Below are 25,888 nucleotides of genomic sequence, written 5' to 3' on the forward strand. Positions count from 1 at the left end.
CGGTTATTTTTGTACTACAGGGCAGTTGAGAGGCGACCAGTCGGCCACCAAGCCCGCCAAGGCAGGCAGGGACGCAGCCAGGCAGCGTCCGCAATCTTGTTATGCGTCAGTGCACCTCAGGCCTGGTCCAGGTGGGCAGTGATGGTGCGCAGCATGCGCACGACATCGACGTCGATTTCCGTCACCGCCACTGGCGTGGACGATTGCTTGACGATCACGGTGCCCGAGGGCCGGTCGACGAACAGGTATTGGCCATGGATGCCGCTGGCCATCAGCACCTGGCTGTGGTCGTTGAACACGTACCACTGGCTGCGGTACGACGCCCCCGGCGTCCACGCTGCGAACTCTTCGTTGTTGCGGGCGTAGACCGCTGGGTCATTGCCCTGGGCAACCGCTTCGATCGCTTCCTTGGCGATGACCTGGCGCCCGTCGACCACGCCGTCGTTGGCCAGCATCAGGCCGAAACGCGCCATGTCGCGCAGGGTCGCGTTGAAACCGGCACCGGCCACGCTGCGCCCCCAAGGGTCGGCCATGAAGTAGCCGTCACGCTCACAGCCCAGTTGCGACCAGACGCCTTGCAGCAGCTCATGGCAGGACACGCCCGAAGCACGCTCCATCACCCAGGCCAGAGCTTCGGTGGTGGCGGTTACGTAATGGAACAAGCCGCCGTGCTCGCCGCGCTTCTGCAGGCTGGGCAGGTACTGGTACAGCGACTGGTAGCGGGCGTACTCGGCCGGGGCCGGCTTGAAACCGCAGGCATAGCCGTACTGCGAGCTTTCCGAGTCGGGGTCTTCGTAGACCTCGCTGTAGTGAACGCCCACCGCCATGTCGAACAGCTGGCGCACCGTGGCGTCGCCGAAGGCGCTGCCGCGCAGCTCTGGCACGTAGTCCTGGGCCAGGGCCTGCTCGTTCAACCTGCCTTCGTGCACCAGTTGCTCGCCGAGCAAGCCGATCAGCGACTTGGTGGTGGAGAACATGATGTGCCGGTCGCTGGGGTTCTGGCCGTTGAAGTAGCGCTCGTACACCACCGTGCCCTGGCGCATGACCAGAAAGGCATCGGTGTAGCTGGTGGCCAGGCACTGGCTGACACTCACCGAAGCCCCGCTCAGGCTGTCGAAGCGCAGGTGCTCCAGCGCCTGGGGCGCCTGAGGCAATTCGCTGGCCGGCTTGGATCCGCTCGCCACGTCGATGCTCGGCCGCAGGCGCGCCAGGTGGCGAAACCCCCAGCGGTTGAACGGCGGGTTCATCCAGTTATGCCAGGTGACGCGGGCTTCGGGGGCGGCGGGAAAGCCTTGCATCAGCGTCGGGCCAGGGGCGCTGGCCTCACCGAGCTGCCGGTACTGCGCGGCGAGGGGGTGTTCGAACATCTCATTCATGGGGTTAATCCTGAGAAGTGGCTCTGCGTGCGAGCAGATGTGACAAAACAATTAAACCTGTAAAAAGTTTTAGTCAATAAAATATTTGCCCGAAAAAATCTTTGCGGCCTATGATCGCCCCCTGACTACAGGCCCAGGAGCCACAGTGAGCGGATTACGGGAGCGTCAAAAGGAGCTGCGCAAGCAGGCCATTGCCAAGGCGGCCATCGAGTTGTTCCAGCGCCAGGGATTCCAGGACACCACCGTCGAGCAGATCGCCGCCCAGGCCGGCGTCTCGGCGCCTACGGTGTTCAAGTACTTCGGCAGCAAGCAGGAGATGCTCCTGGAGATGATCCGCGAGGCTGATCGCCGCGCCGTAGAAGATGTGCACACCCAGTTGCCGGAGTACGACGACCCGGTCGACACCCTTTGCCACCTGGAGAGTCTGCTGGTGGGGCGCAGCCTGGAGATGCTCCCGGCTGCGCTGTGGAAAGAACTGCTGCCGCTGGTGCTGACCGGCAACACCGAGTTGCCCGAGACCTACCGGCAACTGAACGCCACCCTGCAGGCCGAGATCGCCAGCGTGCTGGGCAAGCTGCAACAGGCCGGCAAGCTGCGACCCGAACTGGACCTGAAACTGGCCGCGTTCATGCTCAACGACTACGCCCAGTTGCAATTGCTGCGCCTGACCAGCAGCGACACCCCGGACCTCCAGACGCACCGCGACAACGTGCGGGCGACCACGCGATTCATGTTCGAAGGCATGCGCAACCCGCCGGTGAATAGCTGAGCCTGAAACCGCACCGGTAGGCGCGGCTTCAGCCGCGAGGCGGCCTCATGTTCACCGCAGATGTACTGGACCTGCTCGCCCTGTCGCGGCTGAAGCCGCCCCCACCTCGTCACACGCCCAACTGACCCGTATTGGCTTGACCGCGAACAATGTCTCGCTGAAGCCGCTCCCAGCCATGCAAATTGCAGTCAATGACAGCGCCGCTCTGGCACGGGGCGTTACGGGCGTTTGCGACCAAAGTCGCAGAGACGAGTGTCGGCGCGAGCGTTGACAGCGGCTTTTCGCGCCGCTAATAATTTCCGAGTCGTACGATAACGCACAACAAAAACAACAAACGGTGAACCGACTCCATGACGACTCCAGCCCCATTGATCCGCGCCCTCCCTCCCGATCATTCCTTTGCGAAGACCCGCGACGCTTCCGGCACTGCCGGCTAGCCCTCGCCTCGTTCTGCATCGCTGGCCACCAGGCCAGGTCATTCGCTTGCCACCGCCCTGCATCGCTGACAGGCGGTAGGCCGTTCCTGATCGGGAGTAATACATCCATGAAGATCCATCAGACCCTGCCCTTCGCTCTGCTCGGCGCCGGCCTGCTCGGAGGTCTGCCCACCGGCGCCTCGGCCGCCGGCTTTACCGACGACGCCAAGGCCAGCCTCAACCTGCGCAACTTCTACATCAACCGCAACATGGTCGACCCGAGCAACCCGCAGAGCAAAGCCGAGGAATGGACGCAGAGCTTCATCCTCGATGCCCGCTCCGGCTTCACCGAAGGCCCGATCGGCTTCGGTGTCGATGTGCTCGGCCTGTGGTCGGTCAAGCTCGACGGCGGCGGCGGCACCTATGGCACTGGCCTGCTACCGCGCCACAGCGACGGTCGCCCTGCCGACGACTTCGGCCGCCTGGGCGTGGCGGCCAAGGCGCGCATTTCCAAGACCGAACTGAAGGTCGGTGAGTGGATGCCGGTACTGCCGATCCTGCGCGCCGACGACGGCCGCTCGCTGCCACAGACCCTGCGCGGGGCGCAGATCACCTCCAACGAGTTCGACGGCCTGACGCTCTACGGCGGGCAGTTCCGCGCCAACAGCCCGCGCAACGACGCGAGCATGGAAGACATGACCTATGGTCGGGGCGCATCCGACCGCTTCAACTTCGTCGGCGGCGAGTACAAGTTCAACCAGAACCGCACCCTGGTCGGGCTGTGGAATGCCGAGCTGAAAGACGTCTATCAGCAGCAGTACCTGCAGTTGAGCCACACCCAGCCAGTCGGCGACTGGACCTTCGGCGCCAACCTCGGCTACTTCCAGGGTGACGACGACGGCGCAAGGCTGGCCGGCAAGCTGGACAACAAGACCTACTCGGGCATGTTCTCGGCGAAGATCGCCGGCAACACCTTCTTCGTCGGCCTGCAAAAAGTCGATGGTGACACCTGGATGCGGGTCAACGGCACCAGCGGCGGCACCCTGGCCAACGACAGCTACAATTCCAGCTTCGACAACGCCAATGAGCGCTCCTGGCAACTGCGCCACGACCTGGACTTCAGCGTACTGGGCATTCCCGGCCTGAGCCTGATGAACCGCTATATCAGCGGCGACAACGTTCACACCGGGGCGATCACCGACGGCAAGGAATGGATTCGCGAATCCGAACTGGCCTACGTGATCCAGAGCGGCACCTTCAAGAGCCTCAGCCTGCGCTGGCGCAACTCGAGCATCCGCCGCGATTTCAGTAACAACGAGTTCGACGAGAACCGCCTGATCATCAACTACCCGCTGTCGATCCTCTGACCGAGGGCGAATTGACAGGCGCGAGGATCGGTGTCGATAATCGCGCCAAGTCATACGACAACACACAACACTCATAACAGTTTCAGGTAACCCTGGCCATGACGACTCCCCGCTTCAATCGCCTGCTGCTCACCGGAGCCGCCGGCGGACTGGGCACTATCCTGCGTGAACGCCTCAAGGGCTGCGCCGAGATCCTGCGTCTTTCCGACATCAGCCCCATGGCTCCCGCCGCTGGCCCGCATGAAGAAGTGGTGACCTGCGACCTGGCCGACAAGGCTGCCGTGCATGAACTGGTGGCCGGCGTAGATGCCATCGTGCATTTCGGCGGGGTGTCCACCGAGCATTCCTTCGAGGCCATCCTCGGCCCGAACATCTGCGGCGTGTTCCACATCTACGAGGCGGCGCGCAAGCACGGCGTCAAGCGGGTGATCTTCGCCAGTTCCAACCACACCATCGGTTTCTACCGCCAGGACGAGCGCATCGATGCCCACTCGCCGCGCCGTCCGGACAGCTACTACGGCCTGTCGAAGTGCTACGGCGAAGACATGGCCAGCTTCTATTTCGACCGCTACGGCATCGAAACCGTGAGCATCCGCATCGGCTCCTCGTTCCCGGAGCCGAACAACCGGCGCATGCTCTGCACCTGGCTGAGCTACGACGACCTGGTGCAGCTCATCGAGCGCGGCCTGTTCACCGCGGATGTCGGCCACACCATCGTCTACGGTGCTTCGGACAACACCCCGCAGTGGTGGGATAACCGCCATGCCGCGCACCTGGGCTATACGCCCAAGGACAGTTCCGAGCCGTTCCGCGCCAAGGTCGAAGCCCAGCCGGCACCGCCAGCCGATGATCCTTCGATGGTCTACCAGGGCGGAGCCTTCGCGGCGGCCGGCCCCTTCGACTGAACCCACGGCGCAAGGAGGCCAGCCATGCAAAGCGAATTGCTCATCGATGCACGTAACGCCACCGGCGAAAGCCCGGTCTGGCACCCTGAAGAACAGGCGCTTTATTGGGTGGACATTCCCGCCCGCCAGCTGCACCGCTGGCAACTCGCCGACGGTGCGCACCGCCTCTGGGAAGGCGATGAAATGCTTGCCTGCATCGCCCGCTGCGCCAGCCCCGAGCAGGGCTGGATCGCTGGCATGCAGAGCGGCCTCTTTCATATTCGCGCCAATGCCCAGGGCGGCCTGGACAAACGTCTGATCAGCACGGTGGAACATGCCCGGCCCGGCATGCGCTTCAACGACGGCCGCTGCGACCGCCAAGGGCGCTTCTGGGCCGGCACCATGCTGATGGACATGCAGGCTGCCGCTGCAGTGGGGGCGCTGTACCGCCAGGACGCTGACGGCCAGCCCCTGCACCTGCAGCAGCACGGCATGATCGTGCCCAACGGCCTGGCCTTCAGCCCCGATGGCACGCGCATGTACCTCTCCGACTCGCACCCTGACATCCAGACCATCTGGGTCTTCGATTACGACGTCGACAGCGGCACGCCCTACAACCAGCGGGTGTTCGTCGACATGCACCAGCACCCCGGCCGCCCGGACGGCGCCGCCATCGACCAGGACGGCTGTTACTGGATCTGCGGCAACGATGCCGGGCAGATCCATCGCTTCACCCCCGACGGGCGCCTGGACCGCACGCTCCACGTCCCGGTGAAGAAACCGGCGATGTGCGCCTTCGGCGGGGCCAACCTGGACACCCTGTTCGTCACCTCGATCCGCCCTGCGGGTGTCGACCTCGCCGACCAGCCTCTGGCCGGCGGCGTCTTCGCCCTCAATCCCGGAACCAAGGGCCTGGAAGAGCCCGCCTGGCGGCCTTGACGCCGCCACCTACCATTGCGCCAACGAAACCAGACAATAACAACATCGGAGTTTCATCATGACCTTCAAACGCAAGTTGCTCCTTGCCGTCCTTCCGTTCGCCATCGGCCTGTCCGGCACCGCTTCGGCACTGGACATCAAGTTCGCCGAGATCCACCCGGCCGGCTACCCGACCGTGGTGGCCGAACAGAACATGGGCAAGAAGATCGAACAGGCCAGTAACGGCAAGATCACCTTCAAGATGTTCGCCGGCGGCGTCCTGGGTTCGGAAAAGGAAGTCATCGAGCAGGTGCAGATCGGCGCCGTGCAGATGACCCGCGTCAGCCTGGGTATCGTCGGCCCGGTGGTGCCCGACGTGAACGTGTTCAACATGCCGTTCGTGTTCCGTGACCACGAGCACATGCGCAAGATCATCGATGGCGAGATCGGCCAGGAGATCCTCGACAAGATCACCCAGTCGGAATTCAACATGGTCGCCCTGGCCTGGATGGATGGCGGCACCCGCAACATCTACACCAAGAAGCCGGTGCGCAACATCGCCGACCTCAAGGGCATGAAGATCCGTGTACAGGGCAACCCGATCTTCATCGACATGATGAACGCCATGGGTGGCAACGGCATCGCCATGGACACCGGCGAGATCTTCAGCGCCTTGCAGACCGGCGTCATCGACGGCGCCGAGAACAACCCGCCGACCCTGCTGGAACACAACCACTACCAGAACGCCAAGTACTACACCCTCACCGGCCACCTGATCCTTCCTGAGCCGGTGGTGATCTCCAAGACCACCTGGAACAAGCTCACTCCCGAGCAACAGGAACTGGTCAAGAAGGTCGCCCGCGAGGCGCAGATGGAAGAGCGCACCCTGTGGGACGCCAAGTCGGCCGCCAGCGAAGAGAAGCTCAAGGCCGCCGGCGTGGAATTCATCACCGTCGACAAGAAGCCGTTCTTCGATGCCACCGCGCCGGTGCGCGAGAAATACGGTGCGCCGTTCGCCGACCTGATGAAGCGCATCGCCGCAGTCCAGTAACCATCCCCTTCACTGCTGCTGCCCGCAGTGCGGCACTCGCCGCCTGCGGGCCTGGATGTGCCTTATGAAAACTCTCGTACTGCGTGTGAACGACGCGCTGTACAGCGCCTGCATCTGGATCGCGGGCCTGTCGATCCTGGCCATGTCGCTGATCATCCCCTGGGGGATTTTCGCTCGCTACGTACTGGGCACCGGCTCCAGCTGGCCGGAGCCGGTGGCGATTCTGCTGATGGTGGTGTTCACCTTCGTCGGCGCGGCCGCCAGCTATCGCGCGGGTGCGCATATGGCCGTGGGCATGGTCGTCGACCGCCTGCCAATGCCCTTGCACAAAGCGGCGGCGCTGCTGGTGCAACTGCTGATGCTGGGCGTGTGCCTGTACATGACCTACTACGGCACACGGCTGTGCATGACCACCTGGAACCAGTTCCTGGCCTCGCTGCCAGGCGTGCGCGTGGGCATGACCTACGCACCGATTCCGATCGGCGGCGTGCTGACGCTGATCTTCGTACTGGAAAAACTCATCCTCGGCGATCAGAGCCAGCGCAAAGTGGTGCGCTTCGACCTGGTCGAAGAAAACGAAGGAGCGGCATAAATGGATGCCTTCATTCTGCTGGGCAGTTTCATTCTGCTCATTCTGCTGGGCATGCCGGTGGCCTATGCCCTGGGCCTGTCGGCGCTGATCGGCGCCTGGTGGATCGACATCCCGCTGCAGGCGATGATGATTCAGGTCGCCGCCGGGGTGAACAAGTTCTCCCTGCTGGCCATTCCATTCTTCGTGCTGGCCGGGGCGATCATGGCCGAAGGTGGCATGTCACGCCGCCTGGTGGCCTTCGCCGGGGTGCTGGTGGGCTTCGTGCGTGGCGGCCTGTCGCTGGTCAACATCATGGCCTCGACCTTCTTCGGCGCCATTTCCGGCTCGTCGGTGGCTGACACCGCGTCGGTGGGTTCGGTGCTGATTCCGGAGATGGAACGCAAGGGTTACCCGCGTGAGTTCTCCACGGCGGTCACGGTCAGCGGCTCGGTGCAGGCGCTGCTCACCCCGCCCAGCCACAACTCGGTGCTTTACTCGCTGGCCGCCGGCGGCACGGTGTCGATCGCCTCGCTGTTCATGGCCGGGGTGATGCCGGGGCTGCTGCTCAGCGCGGTGATGATGGGCCTGTGCCTGATCTTCGCCAAGAAGCGCAACTACCCCAAGGGCGAAGTGATTCCGCTGCGCCAGGCATTGAAGATCGCCGGCGAGGCACTCTGGGGGCTGATGGCCATGGTCATCATCCTCGGCGGTATCCTGTCGGGCGTGTTCACCGCCACCGAGTCGGCGGCCATCGCGGTGGTGTGGTCGTTCTTCGTGACCATGTTCATCTACCGCGACTACAAATGGCGCGACCTGCCCAAGCTGATGCACCGCACGGTGCGGACCATCTCCATCGTGATGATCCTCATCGGCTTCGCCGCCAGCTTCGGCTACGTGATGACCCTGATGCAGATCCCGTCGAAGATCACCACCGCGTTCCTGACCCTGTCGGACAACCGCTACGTGATCCTCATGTGCATCAACTTCATGCTGTTGCTGCTGGGCACGGTAATGGACATGGCGCCGCTGATCCTGATCCTCACGCCAATCCTGCTGCCGGTCATCGAGGGTATCGGCGTCGACCCGGTGCATTTCGGCATGATCATGCTGGTCAACCTGGGCATCGGACTGATAACCCCGCCAGTGGGGGCGGTGCTATTCGTCGGCTCGGCAATCGGCAAGGTCAGCATCGAGGCCACGGTCAAGGCGCTGCTGCCGTTCTACCTGGCGCTGTTCCTGGTGCTGATGGCCGTCACCTACATTCCGGCCATTTCCCTGTGGCTGCCTAGCGTGGTGCTGTAACCCTCCCAGACGGGCCGGACCTCACCGGTCCGTCCCTTTCTGCGAATGGACCCTGCACATGGCTGCCTCCCCCGCTGCACCGCTGTTCCCCCGCAAACTGGCCGTGGCGCTGCTCGCGCTACTGGCCTGCTGTTTCGCCGGCAACCACATTGCCGCGCGCATCGCTTTCGACAACGACACCGGCGTGCTGCTGGCGATTCTGTGCCGCTCCGGCCTGACCTTGCTCGCCCTCGCCGCCCTGCTGGCCTGGCAACGCCAACCGCTGAGCCTGCCCGCCGGTACGCGCGGCTGGCAGGTGCTGCTCGGGCTGCTGATCGCCACCCAGAGCCTGTGCCTGTATTCGGCGGTGGCGCGCATTCCCGTGGCCCTGGCGCTGCTGGTGGGCAATACCTTTCCGATCTTGCTGGCGCTGCTCGGCTGGGCCTTGGGCGGACCACGGCCGACCCGCCGTACCGCACTGCTGATGGGGCTGATTCTCTGTGGCCTGGCGCTGGCCCTGGACGTTCCGGCACGCCTGCGCGGCGGTGGCGCCGACGAGCCAGCCTGGGCCCTGGGCATCGGCCTGGCGTTCGGCGCGGCCTGCGTATTCGCCTGTGCGCTGTGGATAACCGATCACAAGCTGGCCGAGGTACGCGGGCCGGTGCGCAGCCTGCTGACCCTGGCGATCGTGTTCAGCAGCATGCTGGTGGCGGGGCTGAGCGGGGTGATGCCGGCCGGGTTGTCAGTGCCAGGCAGCAGCAGCGGCTGGCTGGCGCTGGCCAGTCTGGTGCTGCTCTATGGCGTGGCCTTCACCTTGCTGTTCGTCTGCGTGCCGCGCTTGAACATGGCCCAGAACGCACCGGTGATGAACATCGAGCCGATTGCCACGCTGGTACTGGGCTGGGCCCTGCTCGGCCAGCAGCTCAGCGCCATGCAGTTGCTCGGTGGCGCCCTGGTGATCGGCGCCATCGTGTTGCTGACCTACCGCAAGAAAAGCTGAAGCCCCGCGACAGCGAGGCTTCAGGCAATGGCATCCGAATCCGGCGCGGATCAATGCCCGGGGGTGAGTGCTCCGGCATTGGTCACTGCTGGCTCATGGACCGGAACGCTGCGGATCTCCCGTGCGACCTTCCACACCAGCACCGCGGCGACGATGTCGAACGCTGCCAGCACCACGAACAGCGGGCTGTAGCCGATCTGCGTGACCAGGATGCCGAACACCAGGGTAAAGACCGCCGCCCCCAGGTAACCGAACATGCCGCCCATGCCGGTGGCGGTGGCCACCTGGTCCTTGTTGAACGAGTCAGAGGTGATGGCATACAGCGCGCCGGACAGGGTCTGGTGCGCGAAGCCGCCAATGCACAGCAGCATGATCGCGGTGTAGGGGCTTTCCACCAGGCCGATGCAGGCCGGGCCGATCATGCAGCTGGCACCGAATACCAGCACCATCTTGCGCGAGGTGAACAGCGAGACCTTGAAGTGACGGTGGAAGAACGGGCTCAGGTAACCGCCCAGTACGCAGCCGATATCGGCGGCAAGGAACGGCAGCCAGGCGAACATCGCCACTTCCTTGATGTTCATGTGCCGCTCGGTCATCAGGTACAGCGGAATCCAGGCGTTGAAGGTCTGCCAGGCCGGTTCGGAGAGGATGCGCGCCGAAGCGATGGCGTAGAAGTTGCGTTCCTTGAAGATGCGCTTCCAGGCGCCCTTCTCGCGCTTCTCGACCTTGAAGTGGGCTTCCTGGCCGGCCAGGATGTAGTCGCGCTCGCTGTCGCTGAGCAGTTTCTGGTCGCGCGGGTGCTTGTACAGCAGCATCCACGCCAGGGTCCATACCACGCCAGAGCCACCGACGATGAGGAAGGCCAGTTGCCAGCCGCTGTGCAGGATCGCCCAGACCACCAGCGGTGGTGCCAGCAATGCGCCCAAAGAGGAACCGATGTTGAACCAGCCGATGGCCACCGAGCGTTCCTTGGCCGGGAACCATTCGGTGGTGGCCTTGACGCCGGCGGGCAGGCCGGCCGCTTCGGTGATGCCCAACAGGCCGCGCATGAAGGCCATGCTTTGCCAGCCGCTGGCCAAGGCCGCACCCGCACAGGCCACCGACCAGGCCAGGGCGAAGACCGCGAAGCCCAGCTTGGTGCCGATGAAGTCGATGATCCAGCCAGCCACAGGCTGCATGAAGGCGTAACACAGCTGCCAGGCCGCAACGATCTTGGCGTACTGCTCGGTGGTGATCGACAGGTCGGTCATCAGCGTAGGCGCGGCCACGGACAAGGTATTGCGAGCGAGATAGTTGACCACAAGGCCAGCCGTCACAAGGCTGACCATCCACCACCGGATGCCTTTGATTCTCATTTTTTCACCTGATTATTTTTAGATTGCTGGTGAGTGCCCCGTTGTCTTCAAGCGGGTCGAGGCAACTTGTTTCAAAATGATTCTGACATGTCATAAGTCGTCGTACAACACCTTTTCAGCGTCGTGACTTTCGACCAAAGGCTTATATAACGGAGGCTTTACCGAGAGATGGCAAAATGATTTCAGCGTGGAGATCACGCCTTTCACGGGGGGAGTTGTACGACCAGGTCCGGCGATTTTCAGTGGCAGGCTCACCCACCTTTCGAAGCAAGGGGAGCATGGCTCCCCTTGCCTTACCCGGCAGGCTTAACGCTCAGGCTGCTCGTCTTCATCGCTGCGTTCGCTGACCTGCTCCCGCCCGCCACTGTCTTCACCCTGCTGGTGGGATGCCTGGCCACCCTTGCGGCCTGCTTCGGCGGCGCGTTCAGGGTCATTGGCGAAGTTACCGCCCGACACCTGCCCGCCTTTCTTGCCAGCCTCGGAGGCCCGCTCGGGATCGTTGGCGAAATTGCCTCCCGACGCCTGGCCACCTTTCTTGCCTGCTTCGGAAGCACGTTCGGGGTCATTGGCGAAATTGCCCCCCGAAGCCTGGCCGCCCTTCTTACCGGCCTCGGAGGCCCGTTCAGGATCGTTGGCGAAATTGCCCGGATTGTTGTTACCGGTATTGGCCATTTGCATATCCTCCTCAAATGCACACCGCGTGAGCACGGCTGCACTGTCTAGGAGTGTGGCCAGCATCAGCGACGCTCCCAGCAGGCGACCAATGGCGTTCGTGCGGGTCCCGAGGGGTGGTGATTCATCGACCTTCGAAAATGGTTATAACGTTAGAACATATCCCTCTAACCCTCTAAGAACATAAATCGCTATGCTGCCCGCCACTTTTTACCTGACAACAGATAACAGTGATTCAGGGTTCGATAATGGATGTGGGCGGTTTCGGTTTTACGGTCGCCGGCCTGGTGGTCGGTTTCATAGTCGGCATGACCGGCGTGGGTGGCGGTTCGCTGATGACGCCGATCCTGCTGTGGTTCGGCATCAACCCGGCCACGGCGGTAGGCACCGACCTGCTCTACGCCGCAGTGACCAAGGCCGGCGGCGTGTACGTTCACAAGAAGAACGACAACATCGACTGGAAGATCACCGGCTGGCTGACCCTGGGCAGCGTACCGGCGGTGCTGCTGACGTTGTGGTTCCTCGGTAATCTGGGCCATAAACCGGAGGCCCTGAACGCCATCATCAAGCAGGCGCTGGGCTTCGTGCTGCTGCTCACCGCCCTGGCAATCCTGTTCAAGAACCGCTTGCTGGCCTTTTCCCATAGCCGCGTGGAAGGTCACTCGCTGTTCAAGGGTTCCAGCCTCAATGTGCTCACGGTGGTCACCGGGCTGATCCTCGGCGCCATGGTCGCGCTGACCTCGATCGGTGCCGGCGCACTGGGCACCGTGGCGCTGTTCATCCTCTATCCGCTGCTGCCCACGCGGCGCCTGGTCGGCACCGAGATCGCCCACGCCGTGCCGCTGACCCTGGTAGCCGGCATCGGCCATGCCAGCATGGGCAACATGAACTGGGAACTGCTGGGCTTCCTGCTGATGGGTTCGCTGCCGGGCATCTATCTGGGTAGCCACATGGCCGGTCGGGTGCCCGACGGCCTGCTGCGCCCCTTCCTGGCCGTGATGCTCGGCGTGATCGGCTTCAAACTGGCGTTCTGAAGCCTTCGACACCAGCCGCCAGAACACAGCCCTGCCCTGCCGTACGTTGACCGGCGGCAGGGCATTCATCGATTCATGCAAATAGCACTGGCGCCCATCGGCATAGAAGCGCAGGATTTTCGGCGCGATTACCCGTGCCGGTCATCCGGCTCCGTTCACCTTGCCTGATGGAGATTGCGTCATGCTCATCCAGATAGAAGAAGGGTTCAGTGCCAACCTGTGGATCGTGAAACTCGATGACTACCCGGTGACCTGCCGCAGCCGGGAGGAAGCCCACGCCTTCGCCCAGCGCATGCAGGAACGCCTGGACGCACCGCACCCCCTGCCCGATATCAGCGCCACGGCCCCTCAGGAAGCGCTCGCCGCTACCGCACACTGAGCGGCGAAGTTTCCGTTTCGTCTACATCCATTTCACATCCTCTTCACCTGAGGAGTCCTAAAGTTACATCACTCCTTTGATGAATCCCCTTGGCTCGCCGCCCCGCGAGCCATTTTTTTTGCCCGCGATTCAGCGGCTCTGCGCAGCCTCAGCCTCTCGCGAAACCGCAGCGGTCATGGGTGTGTTCAGCACCTGCAACTGCGCCAGCCGCTCGCTGCTGGTACCGCTCACGACCTGCCCACTCCAGTGGCCGACAATGCTGGCCAGCCAGGCGAACAGAAACAGCACCAGCAGTTGCAATGCCCATTTGCCAATTGTCGCCATGATCGATACTCCCCTGTGCTTTTGCATGCCCGGCATCTAACCACCGCACTGTTGCAAGGGCATTGCAAGCGGCCGCTGATCCATTGCCAGGAACTCCTATCAAGCGTAGCGCTTCCATACCTGAACGGCGCACAAATGGCGTGGCGCCAGCAAACGGAGGATGGGACATGCCGGTCGGAGACAAGAAACGCTACACCGCCAAGCAGAAGCGCAAGGCCGCGGCCATCGAGCAAAGCTATGAAGACCAGGGCGTGCCCAGGCAAGAGGCCGAAGCCAGGGCTTGGGCGACGGTCAACAAACAGTCCGGAGGTGGCGAACGTCAGGGCGGCTCCGGCACCCGCAAGTCAGAGGCTGCCAAGCGCCGGGACCGTGAGGATTCCGCGCAGCGTGCCGCCCAGACCCGGCGCGGCGTGGTGCACAGTGACCGTCCGTTGCAAGGGCAGACCAAGGCAGAGCTGCTGCACCGGGCGCGTATGCAGAAGATCGCCGGGCGTTCGAGCATGAACAAGCAGCAGTTGATCGAGGCGTTGAGCAACGCCTCCTGAGCAGGCAGCACCCGCAGGACAGCCCTGCGGGTGCCTGGTCGAAGGTCAGTAACGCGCAGTGTCGGGCGCGTGGCGCGGTCCGGCGACGATCCACGCCAGTACGCCAATGATGGGCACCGCAACGATGCCGATGATCCACATCGCCTTGTTCGAGGCGCTGGTACGGCTTTTACGAACCCGCATGACCGCCCACAGGTCCGACAGGATGATGAGGGCGACCAGCAAGGTGCTGGTCCACAAACCCAGTTCTGATAGTGGCATCTGAAACCTCCCCGACATGCTTGTCTACGGCACCCGATGCGGCGCGCCTTCCATAGAAGAGGCCAGCACGCCGCGTAAAGTTCAGAGTAGTAGGAAAACTCGGCGTTTTTTCCACTCCGGCGCGACTGTCGGTCCGTTTCAGCACGGCTCATCGTCCAAGCTTGGGGTCTGCGCAGCGCTGCCCCCAAGGAGAACCGAGCATGAACGTGCCCCTGTTCAAACTGTTGATCCATCCGCACGAGGCCTGGCAGGAAATGCACGGCCAGGAAGCCGCCGCCCCACGACAGTTTCTCGGCCACCTGGTGCTGCTGGCGCTGCTGCCGGCGGTGTGCCTGTTCATCGGCACCAGCCAGACCGGCTGGCCCCTCAGCGACCAGGAACGCGTATGGCTGGCCACCGGCAGCGCGCTGCAGCTGTGCATGCTGCTGTATCTGGCGATGCTGGTCTCGGTGTGGGTGGTAAGCCTGCTGATCCAGTGGCTATCCGGACGCTTCGGCCCGCGTCCTGGCTACAACCATTGCATCGGCTTCGTGACCTATGCCGCCGCCCCCTTCTTCATCGCTGGCATCGTAATGCTCTATCCCAACCGCTGGCTGACCGGGCTGGCGCTGATCGTCGCGGCGCTGTGGTCGAGCTGGCTGTTGCTGGTGGGTGCTCCGGGCTTCATGCGCACGCCGGCGGGCAAGGCATTGCCCTATGCGCTGCTGGTCTGGGTGCTCGCCATTGGGGTGACGCTGCTGACGCTGTGGCTGGCGATGAATCTGTGGCAGGCGCTGGGGCCGGAGTACGTGCTGGAAACGCTGGGAGAGGTGGTGCCGTGACGGCAGCTGGATGACCCGACAGAAGCGGTTTCAGCCGCGAAAAGCGTCACGGCTGAAACCAATGCCGGGTAGGAGCGGCTTCAGCCGCGAAGCGGACGCCTGTTCACAACAGATGCAGTGAATTTCCTGGCGCTTTCGCGGCTAAAGCCGCTCCCACCGGCCCACATGCCGCTTAATCGAACGGTATTGCCGCTGAAACCGTTCCTGACAGCAGTCAGGTCACCGGCGCCGGGTTGAACAGCGCCAGGTCGTTGTGCAGGCGGTAGTGTTCGGTCCAGGTCTTCTTCTTGCCGCTGGCCACGTCCAGGTAGTAGTGGAACAGCTCCCAACCCAGTTCTTCGATGCTCGCCCGGCCAGTCGCGATGCGCCCGGCGTCGACGTCGATCAGGTCCGGCCAGCGCCGTGCCAGTTCGGTGCGGGTCGAGACCTTGACCACCGGCGCCATGGCCAGCCCGTAAGGCGTGCCGCGACCGGTGGTGAACACGTGCAGGTTCATGCCGGCGGCCAGTTGCAGGGTGCCACAGATGAAATCGCTGGCCGGGGTGGCGCAGAAGATCAGGCCCTTGCCCTTGACGCGCTCACCAGGACCGAGCACGCCGTTGATGGCGCTGTTGCCCGACTTGACGATGGAGCCCAGGGATTTCTCGACGATGTTCGACAGCCCGCCCTTCTTGTTGCCAGGCGTGGTGTTGGCACTGCGGTCGGCCTCGCCCTTGGCCAGGTAGCGGTCGTACCAGTCCATCTCGCGCACCAGTTCGCTGGCCACCTGTTCGTCCTGCGCACGCGAGGTGAGCAGGTAGATGGCGTCACGCACTTCGGTGACTTCCGAGAACATCACCGTGGCGCCAGCCCGCAGCAGCAGGTCCGAGGCATAGCCCAGCGCCGGGTTGGCGGTGATGCCCGAGAAGGCATCGCTGCCGCCGCACTGCATGCCCAGGATCAGCTCGGAGGCCGGCACGGTCTCGCGACGGCGCTGGTCGAGCTTCTTGAGGCGCACCTCGGCCAATTCCATGATCTGCTCGATCATTTCGTTGAAGCCATTGCCTGCGTCCTGCAGGCGGTACAGCCACTCATCGCTGAGGTCCACCGAGGGGTCGTTCTCGTGCATCACCTGCCCGGCCTGCAATTTCTCGCAGCCCAGACTGATGACCAGCGCTTCGCCGCCCAGGTTGGGGTTGCGTGCCAGGTTGCGCACGGTACGGATCGGGATGTACGCATCGGTGGCGGTGATCGCCACGCCACAGCCGTAGGTGTGGGTCAGCGCCACCACGTCGTCGACGTTGGGGTATTTGGGCAGCAGCTCGTCGCGAATACGCTTGACCGCATGTTCGAGTACGCCAGCCACGCACTGCACGGTGGTGGTGATGCCCAGGATATTGCGCGTGCCCACGGTGCCGTCGGCGTTGCGATAGCCTTCGAAGGTGTACCCCTCCAGCGGCTGCTCCTTCTCCGGCACGGCGTCGGACATCGGCAGGCTGTCCAGCGCCGGGGCCGCTGGCATGCGCAGCAGGTCTTCACGCACCCAACTGCCACGCGGGATCGGCTGCAAGGCATAGCCGATGGTCTGCCCGTAACGGATCACGGCATCGCCTTCGGCAAGGTCCACCGTGTTGATCTTGTGGCTTTGCGGCACGTTCTCGACGGTTTCCAGACCATCCTCGAAGCGGGTACCGGCAGCGATACCCTGGTCGTTGACCACCACGACCACATTGTCCCGCGGGTGCAGGCGGATGTAGCGCGGTGAATCGGCGTGTTGGATCAGGCTCATCACGGTTACCTCAGGTTTAGGCTTTGGAAAGGTCGCTGCTTGGCTGATTCAGCGATGACCCCTTGCTTGGGGGCTCTTTCAATTCCACACGCTTGATCTCACCGACGATGAACAGGTAGCTGAACACCGCCAGCAGGGCGTTGGCGCCCACGTAGACCAGGGCCCACTTGAACGAGCCGGTAGTGCTGATGATGTAGCCGATGACGATCGGGGTGGTGATCGATGCCAGGTTACCGAAGGTATTGAACAGGCCGCCACTCAGACCGGCGATCTGCTTTGGCGAAACGTCGGACATCACGGCCCAGCCCAGCGCGCCCACGCCCTTGCCGAAGAACGCCAGAGCCATGAAGCCCACGACCATCCACTCGATGTCGACGTAGTTGCAGGTGACGATGGTGGTGGAGAGCATCAGGCCGCCGATGATCGGTGCCTTGCGCGCGAAGGTCAGCGTGTGGCCACGACGCAGCAGGTAGTCGGAAATCACCCCGCCCAGCACGCCACCGATGAAACCGCAGATGGCCGGCAAGGAGGCGATGAAACCGGCCTTGAGGATGGTCATGCCGCGTTCCTGCACCAGGTACACCGGGAACCAGGTGAGGAAGAAGTAGGTGATGGCGTTGATGCAGTATTGGCTGAGATAGATACCCAGCATCATGCGGTTGGTCAGCAGCTGGCGGATGTAGTCCCATTTCGGACCGGCCTTGGCGGCGCCGTTGTCCTTGGCCTTCTCATCCATGTCGACCATGCCGCCATTGTTGGCGATGTGCTCGAGTTCGGCCTGGTTGATCATCGGGTGCTGACGCGGGCTGTAGATGACTTTCAGCCAGATACCCGAGAACACGATACCGGCTGCGCCCATGACCACGAACACGTGCTGCCAGCCGAAGCGATAGACGATCCAGCCCATCAGCGGAGCGAACAGCACGGTGGCGAAGTATTGCGCGGAGTTGAAGATCGCCGAGGCGGTGCCGCGCTCGGAGGTGGGGAACCAGGCCGCGACGATGCGCGCGTTACCGGGGAAGGATGGCGCTTCGGCCAGGCCGACCAGGAACCGCAGCATGAACAGCGCGACAACCGCGGTGGAGAGGCCGAACTCACCCACATAGCCTTGCAGCAGGGTGAACAGCGACCAGGTGAAAATGCTCAGGGCGTAGATTTTCTTCGAGCCGAAGCGGTCAAGCAGCCAGCCGCCGGGAATCTGCCCGGCCACGTAGGCCCAGCCGAAGGCGGAGAAGATGAAACCGAGGGTTACGGCATCGATGCCGAGGTCTTTCTGCAGGCTGGAGCCGGCAATGGCGATGGTGGCCCGGTCGGCATAGTTGATGGTGGTGACCAGGAACAGCATCAACAGGATCAAATAGCGGACGTGGGTCGGCTTGGACGTTTGCATTGGTAGAACTCCCACTCATTATTTTTTTACGCGGGTTAATGCTGTTTTTTAGGTTGCCCGACCGGCCCCTTGGTCACATCGTAGACAACGACACGTCCACCGGCCGGGCCCGCAACGACCAAGGCCGCTGAAGGTTCAGCGGCCTGGGTCCCTGGCGGTCTTACTGCTTGCCTTGCTTGTCCATCAGCGCGGCGAGCATTTCGAACTCTTCGCCGGTCAGGTCGGTCAGTGGTGCGCGCACCGGGCCTGCATCGTAGCCGGCGATCTTGGCGCCGGCCTTGACGATGCTCACGGCATAGCCGGCCTTGCGGTTACGGATGTCCAGGTATGGCAGGAAGAAGTCGTCGATGTACTTGCCGACGGTGGCGTGATCGTCGCGGGCGATGGCGTGGTAGAAGTCCATGGCCAGTTTCGGTACGAAGTTGAACACTGCCGAGGAGTAGACCGGTACGCCCAGCGCCTTGTAGGCAGCGGCGTAGACTTCGGCGGTCGGCAGACCACCCAGGTACGAGAAGCGGTCGCCCAGGCGGCGGCGGATCGACACCATCAGTTCGATGTCACCCAGGCCGTCCTTGTAGCCGATCAGGTTCGGGCAGCGCTCGGCCAGTTTTTCCAGCAGCGACGCGTTCAGGCGGCAAACGTTGCGGTTGTAAACCACCACACCGATTTTCACCGACTTGCACACAGCTTCGACGTGGGCGGCGACGCCGTCCTGGCTGGCTTCGGTCAGGTAGTGCGGCAGCAGCAGCAGGCCCTTGGCGCCCAGGCGCTCGGCTTCCTGAGCCATCTCGATAGCCTGACGGGTCGCGCCACCTACACCGGCGAGGATCGGTACGCTTTTTTCGCAGGTATCGACGGCAGTCTTGATGATCTGCGAGTACTCGCTGGACGACAGCGAGAAGAATTCACCGGTGCCGCCAGCGGCGAACAGCGCGCTGGCGCCGTACGGGGCCAGCCACTCCAGGCGCTTGATATAGCCTTCGCGGTGGAAATCGCCCTGGGCATTGAAGTCGGTAACGGGGAAAGACAGCAAACCGTGGGAGAGGATGGACTTGAGTTCTTGTGGAGTCATTATTCGAACACCCTGGGGACATGAAGAGGAAAAGTCATCTGGCTGATTGCCGATGTCGTAAGTCATCGTACAACTGAAAGATGAATGCCACAACAGGGATTTGCGGTTTTTTCCGCAAACGGCCGTTTGAGACGCTACAGGGCTTTATTTCCGCGGGCTGTGCGGGGACCAGCGTGCGACTTTAGTCATATGACCTCCGCCTTTCGATTGCTCAGCAAATGGTATTGAAGCAGAGACGACCGGCTTCAGCCGTAAGGCGTTTTCGCGACTGAAGCCGCGCCTGGCGGGTGGCAGGGCCGGCAGAAAAGATAAGAACGTCTGGCACGGGTAGGACCGGCTTCAGCCGGGATTGCCTTTCGCGGCTGAAGCCGCTCCAACAAAGCCGCAAAGCGCTTGATCGAACAGTATGGGCTTCAGCCGGAAAGCGTCCCGACCGAAGTCCTTGCAGAGGCAGGCTGGCAGCTGAGCAACGACCGCTCAGCGGGTTTGAGCAGCGGCTTCTTCGTGGGCCTGGCGCAGCCGCTCGCGGCTGTTGGTCAGGTGCAGGCGCATGGCCGCACGGGCGGCTTCGGTGTCCTGGCGCTCGATGGCTTCGTAGATCTGCTCGTGTTCGCGGCTCAGGCGCACCATGTAATGCTGCTGGTCATCATGCGCCAGACGCGCGGAGTTCAGCCGGGTGCGCGGAATGATGCTCGCCCCCAGATGGGTCATGATGTCGGTGAAGTAGCGGTTGCCGGTGGACAGGGCGATCTGCAGGTGAAACTGGAAGTCCATGGCCACCGCGTCGCTGGCATGCGCAGCGCTTTCATTCAAGGCATCGAGGGCCTCGCGCATCGCCTGCAGTTGCTCGGGGGTACGGCGTTGCGCGGCCAGCCCTGCCGTCTCGACCTCCAGGCTGATGCGCAGTTCGAGGATCGCCAGCACATCGCGCAAGGTGACGATGGTCGCGGGGTCGATGCGAAAACCGCTGGGGCTTGGCAGGTCCAGCACGAAGGTGCCGATGCCATGCCGGGTCTCCACCAGGCCGGAGGCCTGCAGGCGGGAAATGGCCTCGCGCACCACGGTGCGGCTCACGCCCTGCTCTTCCATGATGGCCGACTCGGTGGGCAACTTGTCGCCGCGCTTGAGCTGGCCGGAACGGATACGCTCAGAGAGTTCGGTGACCAATTCCTGAGCGAGACTGCGGTGTTTCCGGCGGGCGCGGGGCGGATTGCTTTGACTTTCCATATCCAACGTCGGTCTTCTAGGTAAGCGATGACCCGCAATCATAGCGCAGCGGTTGTCTGATCACACCTGTGAATAACTCCCGCCAGCCCGCGCCAGCCGCTGCGCGCAGCGCGGGTGACCGGCTTGTGGACCGAGGATCGCGACGCGAGCGCTCAAGCCCGAGGCTTCGCGCCGCAGGCCGGGTCGCTCAGCGACGTACCGGGCGTTTCTGCAATTTGCGCTGCAGGGTACGCCGATGCATGCCCAGGGCCCGCGCAGTGGCCGAGATATTGCCCTCGTGCTCGGTCAGCACGCGCTGGATGTGCTCCCACTGCAGGCGGTCCACCGACATCGGGTTTTCCGGCACCAGGGTCTCCAGGTTGGCATGCTCGGAGAGCAGCGCCGCCAGTACGTCATCGGCGTCGGCCGGCTTGCACAGGTAGTTGCAGGCGCCGCGTTTGATGGCTTCGACGGCGGTGGCGATGCTCGAATAGCCGGTGAGGATCACCACGCGCATCTCCGGGTCCAGTTCCAGCAGCTTGGGCAGCAGCACCAGGCCGGAATCGCCATCCATCTTCAGGTCCAGCGCGGCGTACTCGGGCAGGTCCTGCTGGGCCATGATCAGGCCCTCTTCGGCAGAGCCGGCGGTGCTCACGCGAAAGCCGCGGCGGCTCATGGCACGCGCCATGACCCGGGTGAAGGTCGCGTCGTCATCGACCAGCAGCAGGTGCGGCAGCTCTTCGCCGTCGGCCTGATCGACCTGGTTTTCATCGCTCATGCTTGTTCTCCTCGCTTGTCACGCGGCAGGCGCAGCTCGGTGAGCGTGCCGCCCTGTTCATGACGATAGAGCCGGACCGAGCCGCCCGCACGGGTGACACTGGCCTTGCTCAGGAACAGGCCCAGGCCGAAGCCCTTGCCCTTGGTGGTGAAAAAGGGTTTGCCGATCTGCTCGGCGACCGCTGACGGCACACCCGAGCCATGATCGCGGATGCTGATGACGATCTCCGAGTGGTCCCAGTCCAGGGCCACCTGCAGGTTCTCGGCACAGGCATCGGCGGCGTTGTTGAGCAGGTTGAGCAACGCCTGGGTGAGATCCGGGGGCGGCGCCAGCATCGGCACACTGCCCTGCCCCAGTTGCTGGAAGCGGTAGCTGACCTCGGGGCGCATCAGGTGCCAGCGGTTCAGCGACTCGTCCAGCCAGCGCGAGGCGGTCTGGTATTCCACCGCCATGCGCCGGTTGGCCTCGGCGGCACGCACCAGGTGCTGCAGGGTGTGCTTGCACTGGCCCACCTGCTCCTGCAGCACCGCCAGATCTTCCTGCAGGCCGGGGTCGCTGTGGTCCTGGCGCATTTCCTTGAGCAGCACGCTCATGGTCGCCAGCGGGGTGCCCAATTCATGGGCGGCGCCAGCGGCCTGAGTGGCCACGGCCAGCAACTGCTCGTCACGCAAGCCCTCTTCGCGGCGCTCGGCGCGCAGTTGTTCCTGACGGCGCAGCTCTTCGGCCATGCGTGCGGCGAAGAAGGTGATCACCCCGGCAGCCAGCACGAAACTCAGCCACATGCCGTAGACCTGCATGTTTTCCCGGGAGATCGGGTAGTTTTCCAGCGGGTAGACCTGGGCCAGCAGCCAGGTGTAGAGGGCCAGGGCGATGCCGGACAGGATCAGCGAATAGCGCCATGGCAGGGTCACCGCAGCGATGGCCAGCGGCACCAGGTAGTAGGACACGAACGGGTTGGTCGAACCACCGGAGTAATACAGCAGCGCACTGTGGATGATCAGGTCCAGTGCCAATTGCACGGCGTATTCCTGCTCGGAGACCAGCCAGGGCATGCGCAGGCGCAACGCGGTCAGGGCACAGAGGATCGCCGAGCAGCCGAGGGTGATCGACAGTTGCAGCCACGGCAGGGGCAGTACGTTGAACAGCCAGGCGACCCCCACCGAGCCCGCCTGCGCGGCCAGCACCAGAATACGGATGAAGGTCAGGCGCCACAGATTTTGCCGAGTGGCGGAAAGCATTAGGACGGGGACGAGCATGAGCTCTCCTGCTGGGCGCAACGCGCGCGGGTGGATCGGAGCGAGTATAACCAAGGCAGGCCGGCTACCGGCAACGCTGCGGCAATGCGCCACAGCGATGAGGCACGTGGAGAAAGGCCTGCACGCAGACCGGAACCGCAACCTTTTCCCGGTAGTCTTATGCCACGGCCCGGCCAGACTGCCAGCCAGGGCCATTCGCCAACAAGGAGTTCCCATGCTTAGACTTCGCCCTGCCGCCGCCCTCCTGGGCCTCGGTGCCGCCATCCTGGCCAGTGCCCCGGCCCTGGCCGACGAACCCCGCTATAACCAGGTGTCGCTGCGCGCCGAAGTGGACAAGGAAGTACCCCGCGACCTGATGGAAGTCACGCTGTACACCGAAGCCCAGGACAGCGACCCGGCCAAGCTCGCCAAACAGGTCACCGAAGCGCTGAACAAGGCCCTGGGCCAGGCCCGCCAGGTCAAGAACATCGATGTTCGCCAGGGCAGCCGCAACAGCTTTCCGATCTACGACGACAAGGGCCAGAAGATCACCGGCTGGCGCGAGCGTGCCGAGGTACGCCTGGAAAGCGCCGACTTCGCCGCGCTGTCGCAGCTGACCGGTGAAATGCTCACCGACCTCAAGATGGACAGCATGAACTTCGCCATCTCCTCGGCCACCCGCAAGACCAGCGAAGACGCCCTGATCAAGGACGCCGTGGCAGCCTTCAAGTCGCGCGCCGAACTGGTCACCCAGGCCATGGGCGGCCAGGGCTACAAGGTCGTCAACCTGAACCTCAACACGACGGGTTCGCCACAGCCGTTCCTGCCGGCCCCGGCACCGATGAGCATGAAGCTCGACCGCGCCGAAGCCGCCGTCACGCCGGATGTGGAAGCTGGTACCGCCAAGGTCAGCGTGACCGCCAACGGCACCATCGAAGTGCAGATCCCCTGATCCATACCGCCCGGCTTGCCGGGCGACAGGTCCCGCCGGCTGGCGGGCCCCTTTCTCTCTCGCCGGTGCGGACACTCCTGCCGGCGACGCTTGACGATCCCACAGCTTGCGGCGCCCCGTGCCGATAGGCCTGCCTGCCCTGAACAGTAAGCTCCAGTCCCGTACACCTTCATTCACCACCCGAAGAGGAATCACGGATGACTCCTGTCATGGCACAGACTCGGCCCCTCGGCCGACGCCATCATCACCGTCTGCCGATGGGCAGGCCCACCACAAGCGACCTGGCGTTACGCGTCCAGCCCCGGCCAGCGGCCCATCTGCACAGCCCCTTTGCCCTGGAGCAGCTCACCGCCCTGGCGCGCGACTGCCTGGAGCCCGAATTCGTCATGCTGCTGGCCCCGGTGTTCGGCCTGGACCTTTCACCCCAGGTCTACGCCCGGCTCAGGGCGGCCTTGCTGCAGGGGCGCGTGGCGTCGCCGGCATGCCAGATCGTGCAGAATGGCTTCTACCCGGCCGAGTACGACCCACAGACCCGCACCCTGCTCATTCACCTCGCGGCGCTGGAACACGTCCGGGCCAACCCGCAGCGAACCTGGGAACTGCTGGAGATCCTTCTCCACGAATTCGGTCATTATCTCGACACCGTGCTGCGCGAGGACCTGGCCGAACCCTTGGTTCGCCGCGACGCCTCCGGCGAGGAGGGTGTGCGCTACGCAGAACGCCTGGCCAGCGCCGGCTGGAACACGCAGCAGCCCACCCTGCTGGCCCGCTACACCGACCTGCAGGGCGAGACGGTCGAGCTATATGTCGAGGCGCCAGCAGCGCTGCGGCGTATTCTGCGCGACCACCGCTCACTCGGCATGCGGCCCTCGGGCACGCTGCATCGGCATCGCGAGCGTTTCGAAGCCACCGATCACCACGACGGTCATTTCAGCCACCAGCGTCTTGAACAGGGGCTGTTGACCCTGGGCTTTTCCGAGATGGAGCGAGAGCAGGTCTACTTCGGCAACTGGCTGCGCGATTATTCGCAGTTGCTCGACCCCAAGCTGGTGCGGGGTCCGCGCATGGCCAAGGCCTTTCCCACGCTGCTGTCCCGAGAAGCGCTGACCGACATCGTCGACATCCTCGCTTCCCGCCAGTTCGCCGAACAGCGCCTGCAGGACCGCGAGGCGTTTCGGGTGACCGACGCCCGCCTGGGTGTCTACCGCCCCACCGAGCACATCGACAACCCCCGTGTGGAGCCGCCGGTGCCCTTCGACCCGGCCGAACGCGACCGCGACTTCGAGCCCTGGGTGCTGCCTGAGGACGAAGCGCTGCAGGTCGACCCGCAAACATCCATGAAGCGTTATATCCAGCGCTCGGTGGACTACCTGCAGGAACAGTTGCGCGTCGCCATGCAGGCCGGGCGCAACAGCGACGGCCTGCACGCCTTCGGCGCCGCGCTGCATGTCCTTGAAGACCTGTTCGCCCACTCCAACTTCGTCGAACTGGCGCTCAACAAGCTGGGCCACGCCGTGCTGCCCTGGACCTCTCCGGCACAGTGCCGTCACGGGCTGCCGCTGGTGACCGGGCGCTTCGCCGGCGCTGACGTCATCGCCAGCCTGGCACCGCCCGTGGCGCGCCTGGTCGCCCCGGCGCAGAACTGGGCATTCACCCTCGCCCAGCCGGGGCAGCGCTCCGACAACGAATTGATGTTGCTGGTGCTGCTGCGCGAACACCCGGACCCGCGCTACCTCAAGGACTACAGCCGCTGGCTGGAATTCTGCGATGAAGTCAGGGCCAGCAAGCTCTATCCCCTCGTCAAGTTCAAGGCCTGGGCCGAAGCCGCGCCGCTGCGCCTGCTCAACAACGCCTGGAACGAAGTGCAGCGTGGCCTGCTGAGACTGCTCGGCAACCAGGTCGACGAGGCACAGATCCTGCTGGGCGGCGACCCGAACCGTAACGGCTCCACCGACCCTACGCATTCGCAACTGGCCAAGGATCACGGCGACCATCCGTTGCACGAAGCCGCCGCGCTGCTGGCCGAGCGAGCCGTCATGCGCGTCGCCCAGGCCATGCTCGCGCACTGGAACGGCCAGCCGGAAGAAGACCCGCTGGCCCTGGCGGCCAGTTACTTCGCCCACCCGCAAGACACCGACTGGCAGGACGAACTGCTGGCCGAATGGGCCCTGGCGAATCCGGCACGGGTCGAGCAGGCCAGCTCGCTCAGCGACCTGAAGAAACTCCAGGATCAGGCCTTCCAGCACAGCCTGGGCGCCCTGCAGCACCTGGCCGAAGAGACCCAGGCCACCTGGCACTACCTGCAGCGCACCTTCGAAAGCTGGCTGGCGCAATGGCCAGACTTCAAGGAGTCGGAGCTGTGGAAATGGCTGGGCGATCGACTCGATGGCGCCGAACCGCCACCGCTGGGGTTAGAACCGTGAGTACTGACGAGCGAACCATCTGATCTTGTAGGCAAAGCCA

Annotated in this window: 25 protein-coding genes; 14 read left to right on the plus strand and 11 right to left on the minus strand. The window is 63.8% G+C overall.

Features of this window, described 5'->3' with window-relative positions; all coding sequences use genetic code 11:
* Positions 1 to 116: 116 nt before the first annotated feature.
* Complete coding sequence (locus QZ497_RS08345) at positions 117 to 1,367, minus strand: serine hydrolase (protein WP_295473230.1); 1,251 nt, start codon at positions 1,365 to 1,367, stop codon at positions 117 to 119.
* A gap of 154 nt (positions 1,368 to 1,521) precedes the next feature.
* On the opposite strand from QZ497_RS08345, the gene QZ497_RS08350 reads away from it, so the two are divergent.
* From QZ497_RS08350 to QZ497_RS08385, 8 genes are all read left to right on the plus strand, one after another.
* A complete protein-coding gene (locus tag QZ497_RS08350; RefSeq protein ID WP_295473046.1) occupies positions 1,522 to 2,145 on the plus strand; it encodes a TetR/AcrR family transcriptional regulator in 624 nt (207 codons plus the stop codon).
* A 544-nt stretch (positions 2,146 to 2,689) separates the two neighbouring features.
* Positions 2,690 to 3,928: an OprD family porin gene (locus tag QZ497_RS08355; protein WP_295473048.1), complete on the plus strand. Its 1,239-nt coding sequence runs from the start codon at positions 2,690 to 2,692 to the stop codon at positions 3,926 to 3,928.
* A gap of 98 nt (positions 3,929 to 4,026) precedes the next feature.
* On the plus strand, positions 4,027 to 4,833 hold the full coding sequence (locus QZ497_RS08360; RefSeq protein ID WP_295473050.1) for an NAD(P)-dependent oxidoreductase: 807 nt from the start codon (positions 4,027 to 4,029) through the stop codon (positions 4,831 to 4,833).
* Positions 4,834 to 4,857: 24 nt separating this feature from the next.
* Positions 4,858 to 5,751, plus strand: coding sequence for an SMP-30/gluconolactonase/LRE family protein (locus tag QZ497_RS08365; protein ID WP_295473052.1), 894 nt, complete (start codon positions 4,858 to 4,860; stop codon positions 5,749 to 5,751).
* A gap of 58 nt (positions 5,752 to 5,809) precedes the next feature.
* Positions 5,810 to 6,781: a TRAP transporter substrate-binding protein gene (locus tag QZ497_RS08370; RefSeq protein ID WP_295473054.1), complete on the plus strand. Its 972-nt coding sequence runs from the start codon at positions 5,810 to 5,812 to the stop codon at positions 6,779 to 6,781.
* 64 nt (positions 6,782 to 6,845) lie between these two features.
* A complete protein-coding gene (locus QZ497_RS08375) occupies positions 6,846 to 7,373 on the plus strand; it encodes a TRAP transporter small permease (protein WP_295473056.1) in 528 nt (175 codons plus the stop codon).
* Positions 7,374 to 8,654, plus strand: a complete 1,281-nt coding sequence (locus QZ497_RS08380) for a TRAP transporter large permease (RefSeq protein ID WP_295473058.1) — start codon at positions 7,374 to 7,376, stop codon at positions 8,652 to 8,654.
* Between the two features lie 58 nt (positions 8,655 to 8,712).
* On the plus strand, positions 8,713 to 9,633 hold the full coding sequence (locus QZ497_RS08385; RefSeq protein ID WP_295473059.1) for a DMT family transporter: 921 nt from the start codon (positions 8,713 to 8,715) through the stop codon (positions 9,631 to 9,633).
* A gap of 50 nt (positions 9,634 to 9,683) precedes the next feature.
* On the opposite strand, the gene QZ497_RS08390 is transcribed toward QZ497_RS08385, so the two are convergent.
* Together QZ497_RS08390 and QZ497_RS08395 are read right to left on the minus strand one after the other, a co-directional pair.
* Positions 9,684 to 10,988: an MFS transporter gene (locus QZ497_RS08390; protein ID WP_295473061.1), complete on the minus strand. Its 1,305-nt coding sequence runs from the start codon at positions 10,986 to 10,988 to the stop codon at positions 9,684 to 9,686.
* A gap of 306 nt (positions 10,989 to 11,294) precedes the next feature.
* Entirely contained in the window at positions 11,295 to 11,660 is a 366-nt protein-coding gene (locus QZ497_RS08395) for a general stress protein (protein WP_295473232.1), read from the minus strand.
* 248 nt (positions 11,661 to 11,908) lie between these two features.
* On the opposite strand from QZ497_RS08395, the gene QZ497_RS08400 reads away from it, so the two are divergent.
* Together QZ497_RS08400 and QZ497_RS08405 are read left to right on the plus strand one after the other, a co-directional pair.
* Positions 11,909 to 12,694: a sulfite exporter TauE/SafE family protein gene (locus QZ497_RS08400; RefSeq protein ID WP_295473063.1), complete on the plus strand. Its 786-nt coding sequence runs from the start codon at positions 11,909 to 11,911 to the stop codon at positions 12,692 to 12,694.
* A 181-nt stretch (positions 12,695 to 12,875) separates the two neighbouring features.
* Complete coding sequence (locus tag QZ497_RS08405; protein WP_295473065.1) at positions 12,876 to 13,073, plus strand: hypothetical protein; 198 nt, start codon at positions 12,876 to 12,878, stop codon at positions 13,071 to 13,073.
* Between the two features lie 129 nt (positions 13,074 to 13,202).
* Here the strand turns inward: QZ497_RS08405 and QZ497_RS08410 are convergent, their stop codons facing one another.
* Complete coding sequence (locus tag QZ497_RS08410; RefSeq protein WP_295473067.1) at positions 13,203 to 13,397, minus strand: hypothetical protein; 195 nt, start codon at positions 13,395 to 13,397, stop codon at positions 13,203 to 13,205.
* Positions 13,398 to 13,564: 167 nt separating this feature from the next.
* Between QZ497_RS08410 and QZ497_RS08415 the strand changes: the two genes are divergently transcribed.
* Positions 13,565 to 13,942, plus strand: a complete 378-nt coding sequence (locus tag QZ497_RS08415; RefSeq protein ID WP_295473068.1) for a termination factor Rho — start codon at positions 13,565 to 13,567, stop codon at positions 13,940 to 13,942.
* Positions 13,943 to 13,987: 45 nt separating this feature from the next.
* On the opposite strand, the gene QZ497_RS08420 is transcribed toward QZ497_RS08415, so the two are convergent.
* Entirely contained in the window at positions 13,988 to 14,203 is a 216-nt protein-coding gene (locus QZ497_RS08420) for a PLD nuclease N-terminal domain-containing protein (RefSeq protein ID WP_295473070.1), read from the minus strand.
* Positions 14,204 to 14,403: 200 nt separating this feature from the next.
* On the opposite strand from QZ497_RS08420, the gene QZ497_RS08425 reads away from it, so the two are divergent.
* Positions 14,404 to 15,024 (plus strand): Yip1 family protein, encoded by a 621-nt coding sequence (locus tag QZ497_RS08425; RefSeq protein ID WP_295473072.1) that lies wholly within the window; start codon positions 14,404 to 14,406, stop codon positions 15,022 to 15,024.
* A 214-nt stretch (positions 15,025 to 15,238) separates the two neighbouring features.
* Here the strand turns inward: QZ497_RS08425 and garD are convergent, their stop codons facing one another.
* The 6 genes from garD to QZ497_RS08455 all read right to left on the minus strand — a co-directional run bounded on the left by garD (position 15,239) and on the right by QZ497_RS08455 (position 22,494).
* The gene (garD, locus tag QZ497_RS08430; protein ID WP_295473074.1) at positions 15,239 to 16,792 is read right to left on the minus strand and encodes a galactarate dehydratase; all 1,554 of its coding nucleotides are present in this window, start codon (positions 16,790 to 16,792) and stop codon (positions 15,239 to 15,241) included.
* Positions 16,793 to 16,808: 16 nt separating this feature from the next.
* Complete coding sequence (locus QZ497_RS08435) at positions 16,809 to 18,182, minus strand: MFS transporter (RefSeq protein ID WP_295473077.1); 1,374 nt, start codon at positions 18,180 to 18,182, stop codon at positions 16,809 to 16,811.
* A 160-nt stretch (positions 18,183 to 18,342) separates the two neighbouring features.
* Positions 18,343 to 19,254: a 5-dehydro-4-deoxyglucarate dehydratase gene (kdgD, locus tag QZ497_RS08440; RefSeq protein ID WP_295473078.1), complete on the minus strand. Its 912-nt coding sequence runs from the start codon at positions 19,252 to 19,254 to the stop codon at positions 18,343 to 18,345.
* A 477-nt stretch (positions 19,255 to 19,731) separates the two neighbouring features.
* Entirely contained in the window at positions 19,732 to 20,481 is a 750-nt protein-coding gene (locus QZ497_RS08445; protein WP_295473080.1) for a FadR/GntR family transcriptional regulator, read from the minus strand.
* A 187-nt stretch (positions 20,482 to 20,668) separates the two neighbouring features.
* Positions 20,669 to 21,238 (minus strand): response regulator transcription factor, encoded by a 570-nt coding sequence (locus tag QZ497_RS08450; RefSeq protein ID WP_295473082.1) that lies wholly within the window; start codon positions 21,236 to 21,238, stop codon positions 20,669 to 20,671.
* Positions 21,235 to 22,494 (minus strand): ATP-binding protein, encoded by a 1,260-nt coding sequence (locus QZ497_RS08455; protein WP_295473084.1) that lies wholly within the window; start codon positions 22,492 to 22,494, stop codon positions 21,235 to 21,237. The genes QZ497_RS08450 and QZ497_RS08455 overlap by 4 nt, the downstream gene beginning before the upstream one ends.
* A 214-nt stretch (positions 22,495 to 22,708) precedes the next feature.
* On the opposite strand from QZ497_RS08455, the gene QZ497_RS08460 reads away from it, so the two are divergent.
* Complete coding sequence (locus tag QZ497_RS08460) at positions 22,709 to 23,425, plus strand: SIMPL domain-containing protein (protein WP_295473086.1); 717 nt, start codon at positions 22,709 to 22,711, stop codon at positions 23,423 to 23,425.
* Positions 23,426 to 23,622: 197 nt separating this feature from the next.
* Positions 23,623 to 25,848 carry an HET-C-related protein gene (locus QZ497_RS08465; protein WP_295473088.1) on the plus strand — a complete coding sequence of 742 codons (2,226 nt, stop codon included), beginning with the start codon at positions 23,623 to 23,625 and terminating at the stop codon, positions 25,846 to 25,848.
* The last annotated feature ends 40 nt before the right edge of the window (positions 25,849 to 25,888 follow it).

It is taken from the genome of uncultured Pseudomonas sp., assembly GCF_913777995.1.
In the GTDB taxonomy this organism is placed as follows: domain Bacteria; phylum Pseudomonadota; class Gammaproteobacteria; order Pseudomonadales; family Pseudomonadaceae; genus Aquipseudomonas.

What these genes read in the sequence shown, in the direction of transcription:
- QZ497_RS08380 (WP_295473058.1), top strand. Translation starts at nt 7,374, where the DNA reads ATGGATGCCTTCATTCTGCTGGGCAGTTTCATTCTGCTCATTCTGCTG.
- QZ497_RS08420 (WP_295473070.1), bottom strand. Translation starts at nt 14,203, where the DNA reads ATGCCACTATCAGAACTGGGTTTGTGGACCAGCACCTTGCTGGTCGCC.
- QZ497_RS08465 (WP_295473088.1), top strand. Translation starts at nt 23,623, where the DNA reads ATGACTCCTGTCATGGCACAGACTCGGCCCCTCGGCCGACGCCATCAT.
- QZ497_RS08385 (WP_295473059.1), top strand. Translation starts at nt 8,713, where the DNA reads ATGGCTGCCTCCCCCGCTGCACCGCTGTTCCCCCGCAAACTGGCCGTG.
- QZ497_RS08375 (WP_295473056.1), top strand. Translation starts at nt 6,846, where the DNA reads ATGAAAACTCTCGTACTGCGTGTGAACGACGCGCTGTACAGCGCCTGC.
- QZ497_RS08400 (WP_295473063.1), top strand. Translation starts at nt 11,909, where the DNA reads ATGGATGTGGGCGGTTTCGGTTTTACGGTCGCCGGCCTGGTGGTCGGT.
- QZ497_RS08445 (WP_295473080.1), bottom strand. Translation starts at nt 20,481, where the DNA reads ATGGAAAGTCAAAGCAATCCGCCCCGCGCCCGCCGGAAACACCGCAGT.
- QZ497_RS08450 (WP_295473082.1), bottom strand. Translation starts at nt 21,238, where the DNA reads ATGAGCGATGAAAACCAGGTCGATCAGGCCGACGGCGAAGAGCTGCCG.
- QZ497_RS08455 (WP_295473084.1), bottom strand. Translation starts at nt 22,494, where the DNA reads ATGCTCGTCCCCGTCCTAATGCTTTCCGCCACTCGGCAAAATCTGTGG.
- QZ497_RS08365 (WP_295473052.1), top strand. Translation starts at nt 4,858, where the DNA reads ATGCAAAGCGAATTGCTCATCGATGCACGTAACGCCACCGGCGAAAGC.
- QZ497_RS08395 (WP_295473232.1), bottom strand. Translation starts at nt 11,660, where the DNA reads ATGGCCAATACCGGTAACAACAATCCGGGCAATTTCGCCAACGATCCT.
- QZ497_RS08410 (WP_295473067.1), bottom strand. Translation starts at nt 13,397, where the DNA reads ATGGCGACAATTGGCAAATGGGCATTGCAACTGCTGGTGCTGTTTCTG.
- kdgD (WP_295473078.1), bottom strand. Translation starts at nt 19,254, where the DNA reads ATGACTCCACAAGAACTCAAGTCCATCCTCTCCCACGGTTTGCTGTCT.
- QZ497_RS08425 (WP_295473072.1), top strand. Translation starts at nt 14,404, where the DNA reads ATGAACGTGCCCCTGTTCAAACTGTTGATCCATCCGCACGAGGCCTGG.
- QZ497_RS08370 (WP_295473054.1), top strand. Translation starts at nt 5,810, where the DNA reads ATGACCTTCAAACGCAAGTTGCTCCTTGCCGTCCTTCCGTTCGCCATC.
- QZ497_RS08460 (WP_295473086.1), top strand. Translation starts at nt 22,709, where the DNA reads ATGCTTAGACTTCGCCCTGCCGCCGCCCTCCTGGGCCTCGGTGCCGCC.
- QZ497_RS08355 (WP_295473048.1), top strand. Translation starts at nt 2,690, where the DNA reads ATGAAGATCCATCAGACCCTGCCCTTCGCTCTGCTCGGCGCCGGCCTG.
- QZ497_RS08360 (WP_295473050.1), top strand. Translation starts at nt 4,027, where the DNA reads ATGACGACTCCCCGCTTCAATCGCCTGCTGCTCACCGGAGCCGCCGGC.
- QZ497_RS08345 (WP_295473230.1), bottom strand. Translation starts at nt 1,367, where the DNA reads ATGTTCGAACACCCCCTCGCCGCGCAGTACCGGCAGCTCGGTGAGGCC.
- QZ497_RS08390 (WP_295473061.1), bottom strand. Translation starts at nt 10,988, where the DNA reads ATGAGAATCAAAGGCATCCGGTGGTGGATGGTCAGCCTTGTGACGGCT.
- QZ497_RS08435 (WP_295473077.1), bottom strand. Translation starts at nt 18,182, where the DNA reads ATGCAAACGTCCAAGCCGACCCACGTCCGCTATTTGATCCTGTTGATG.
- QZ497_RS08415 (WP_295473068.1), top strand. Translation starts at nt 13,565, where the DNA reads ATGCCGGTCGGAGACAAGAAACGCTACACCGCCAAGCAGAAGCGCAAG.
- QZ497_RS08405 (WP_295473065.1), top strand. Translation starts at nt 12,876, where the DNA reads ATGCTCATCCAGATAGAAGAAGGGTTCAGTGCCAACCTGTGGATCGTG.
- garD (WP_295473074.1), bottom strand. Translation starts at nt 16,792, where the DNA reads ATGAGCCTGATCCAACACGCCGATTCACCGCGCTACATCCGCCTGCAC.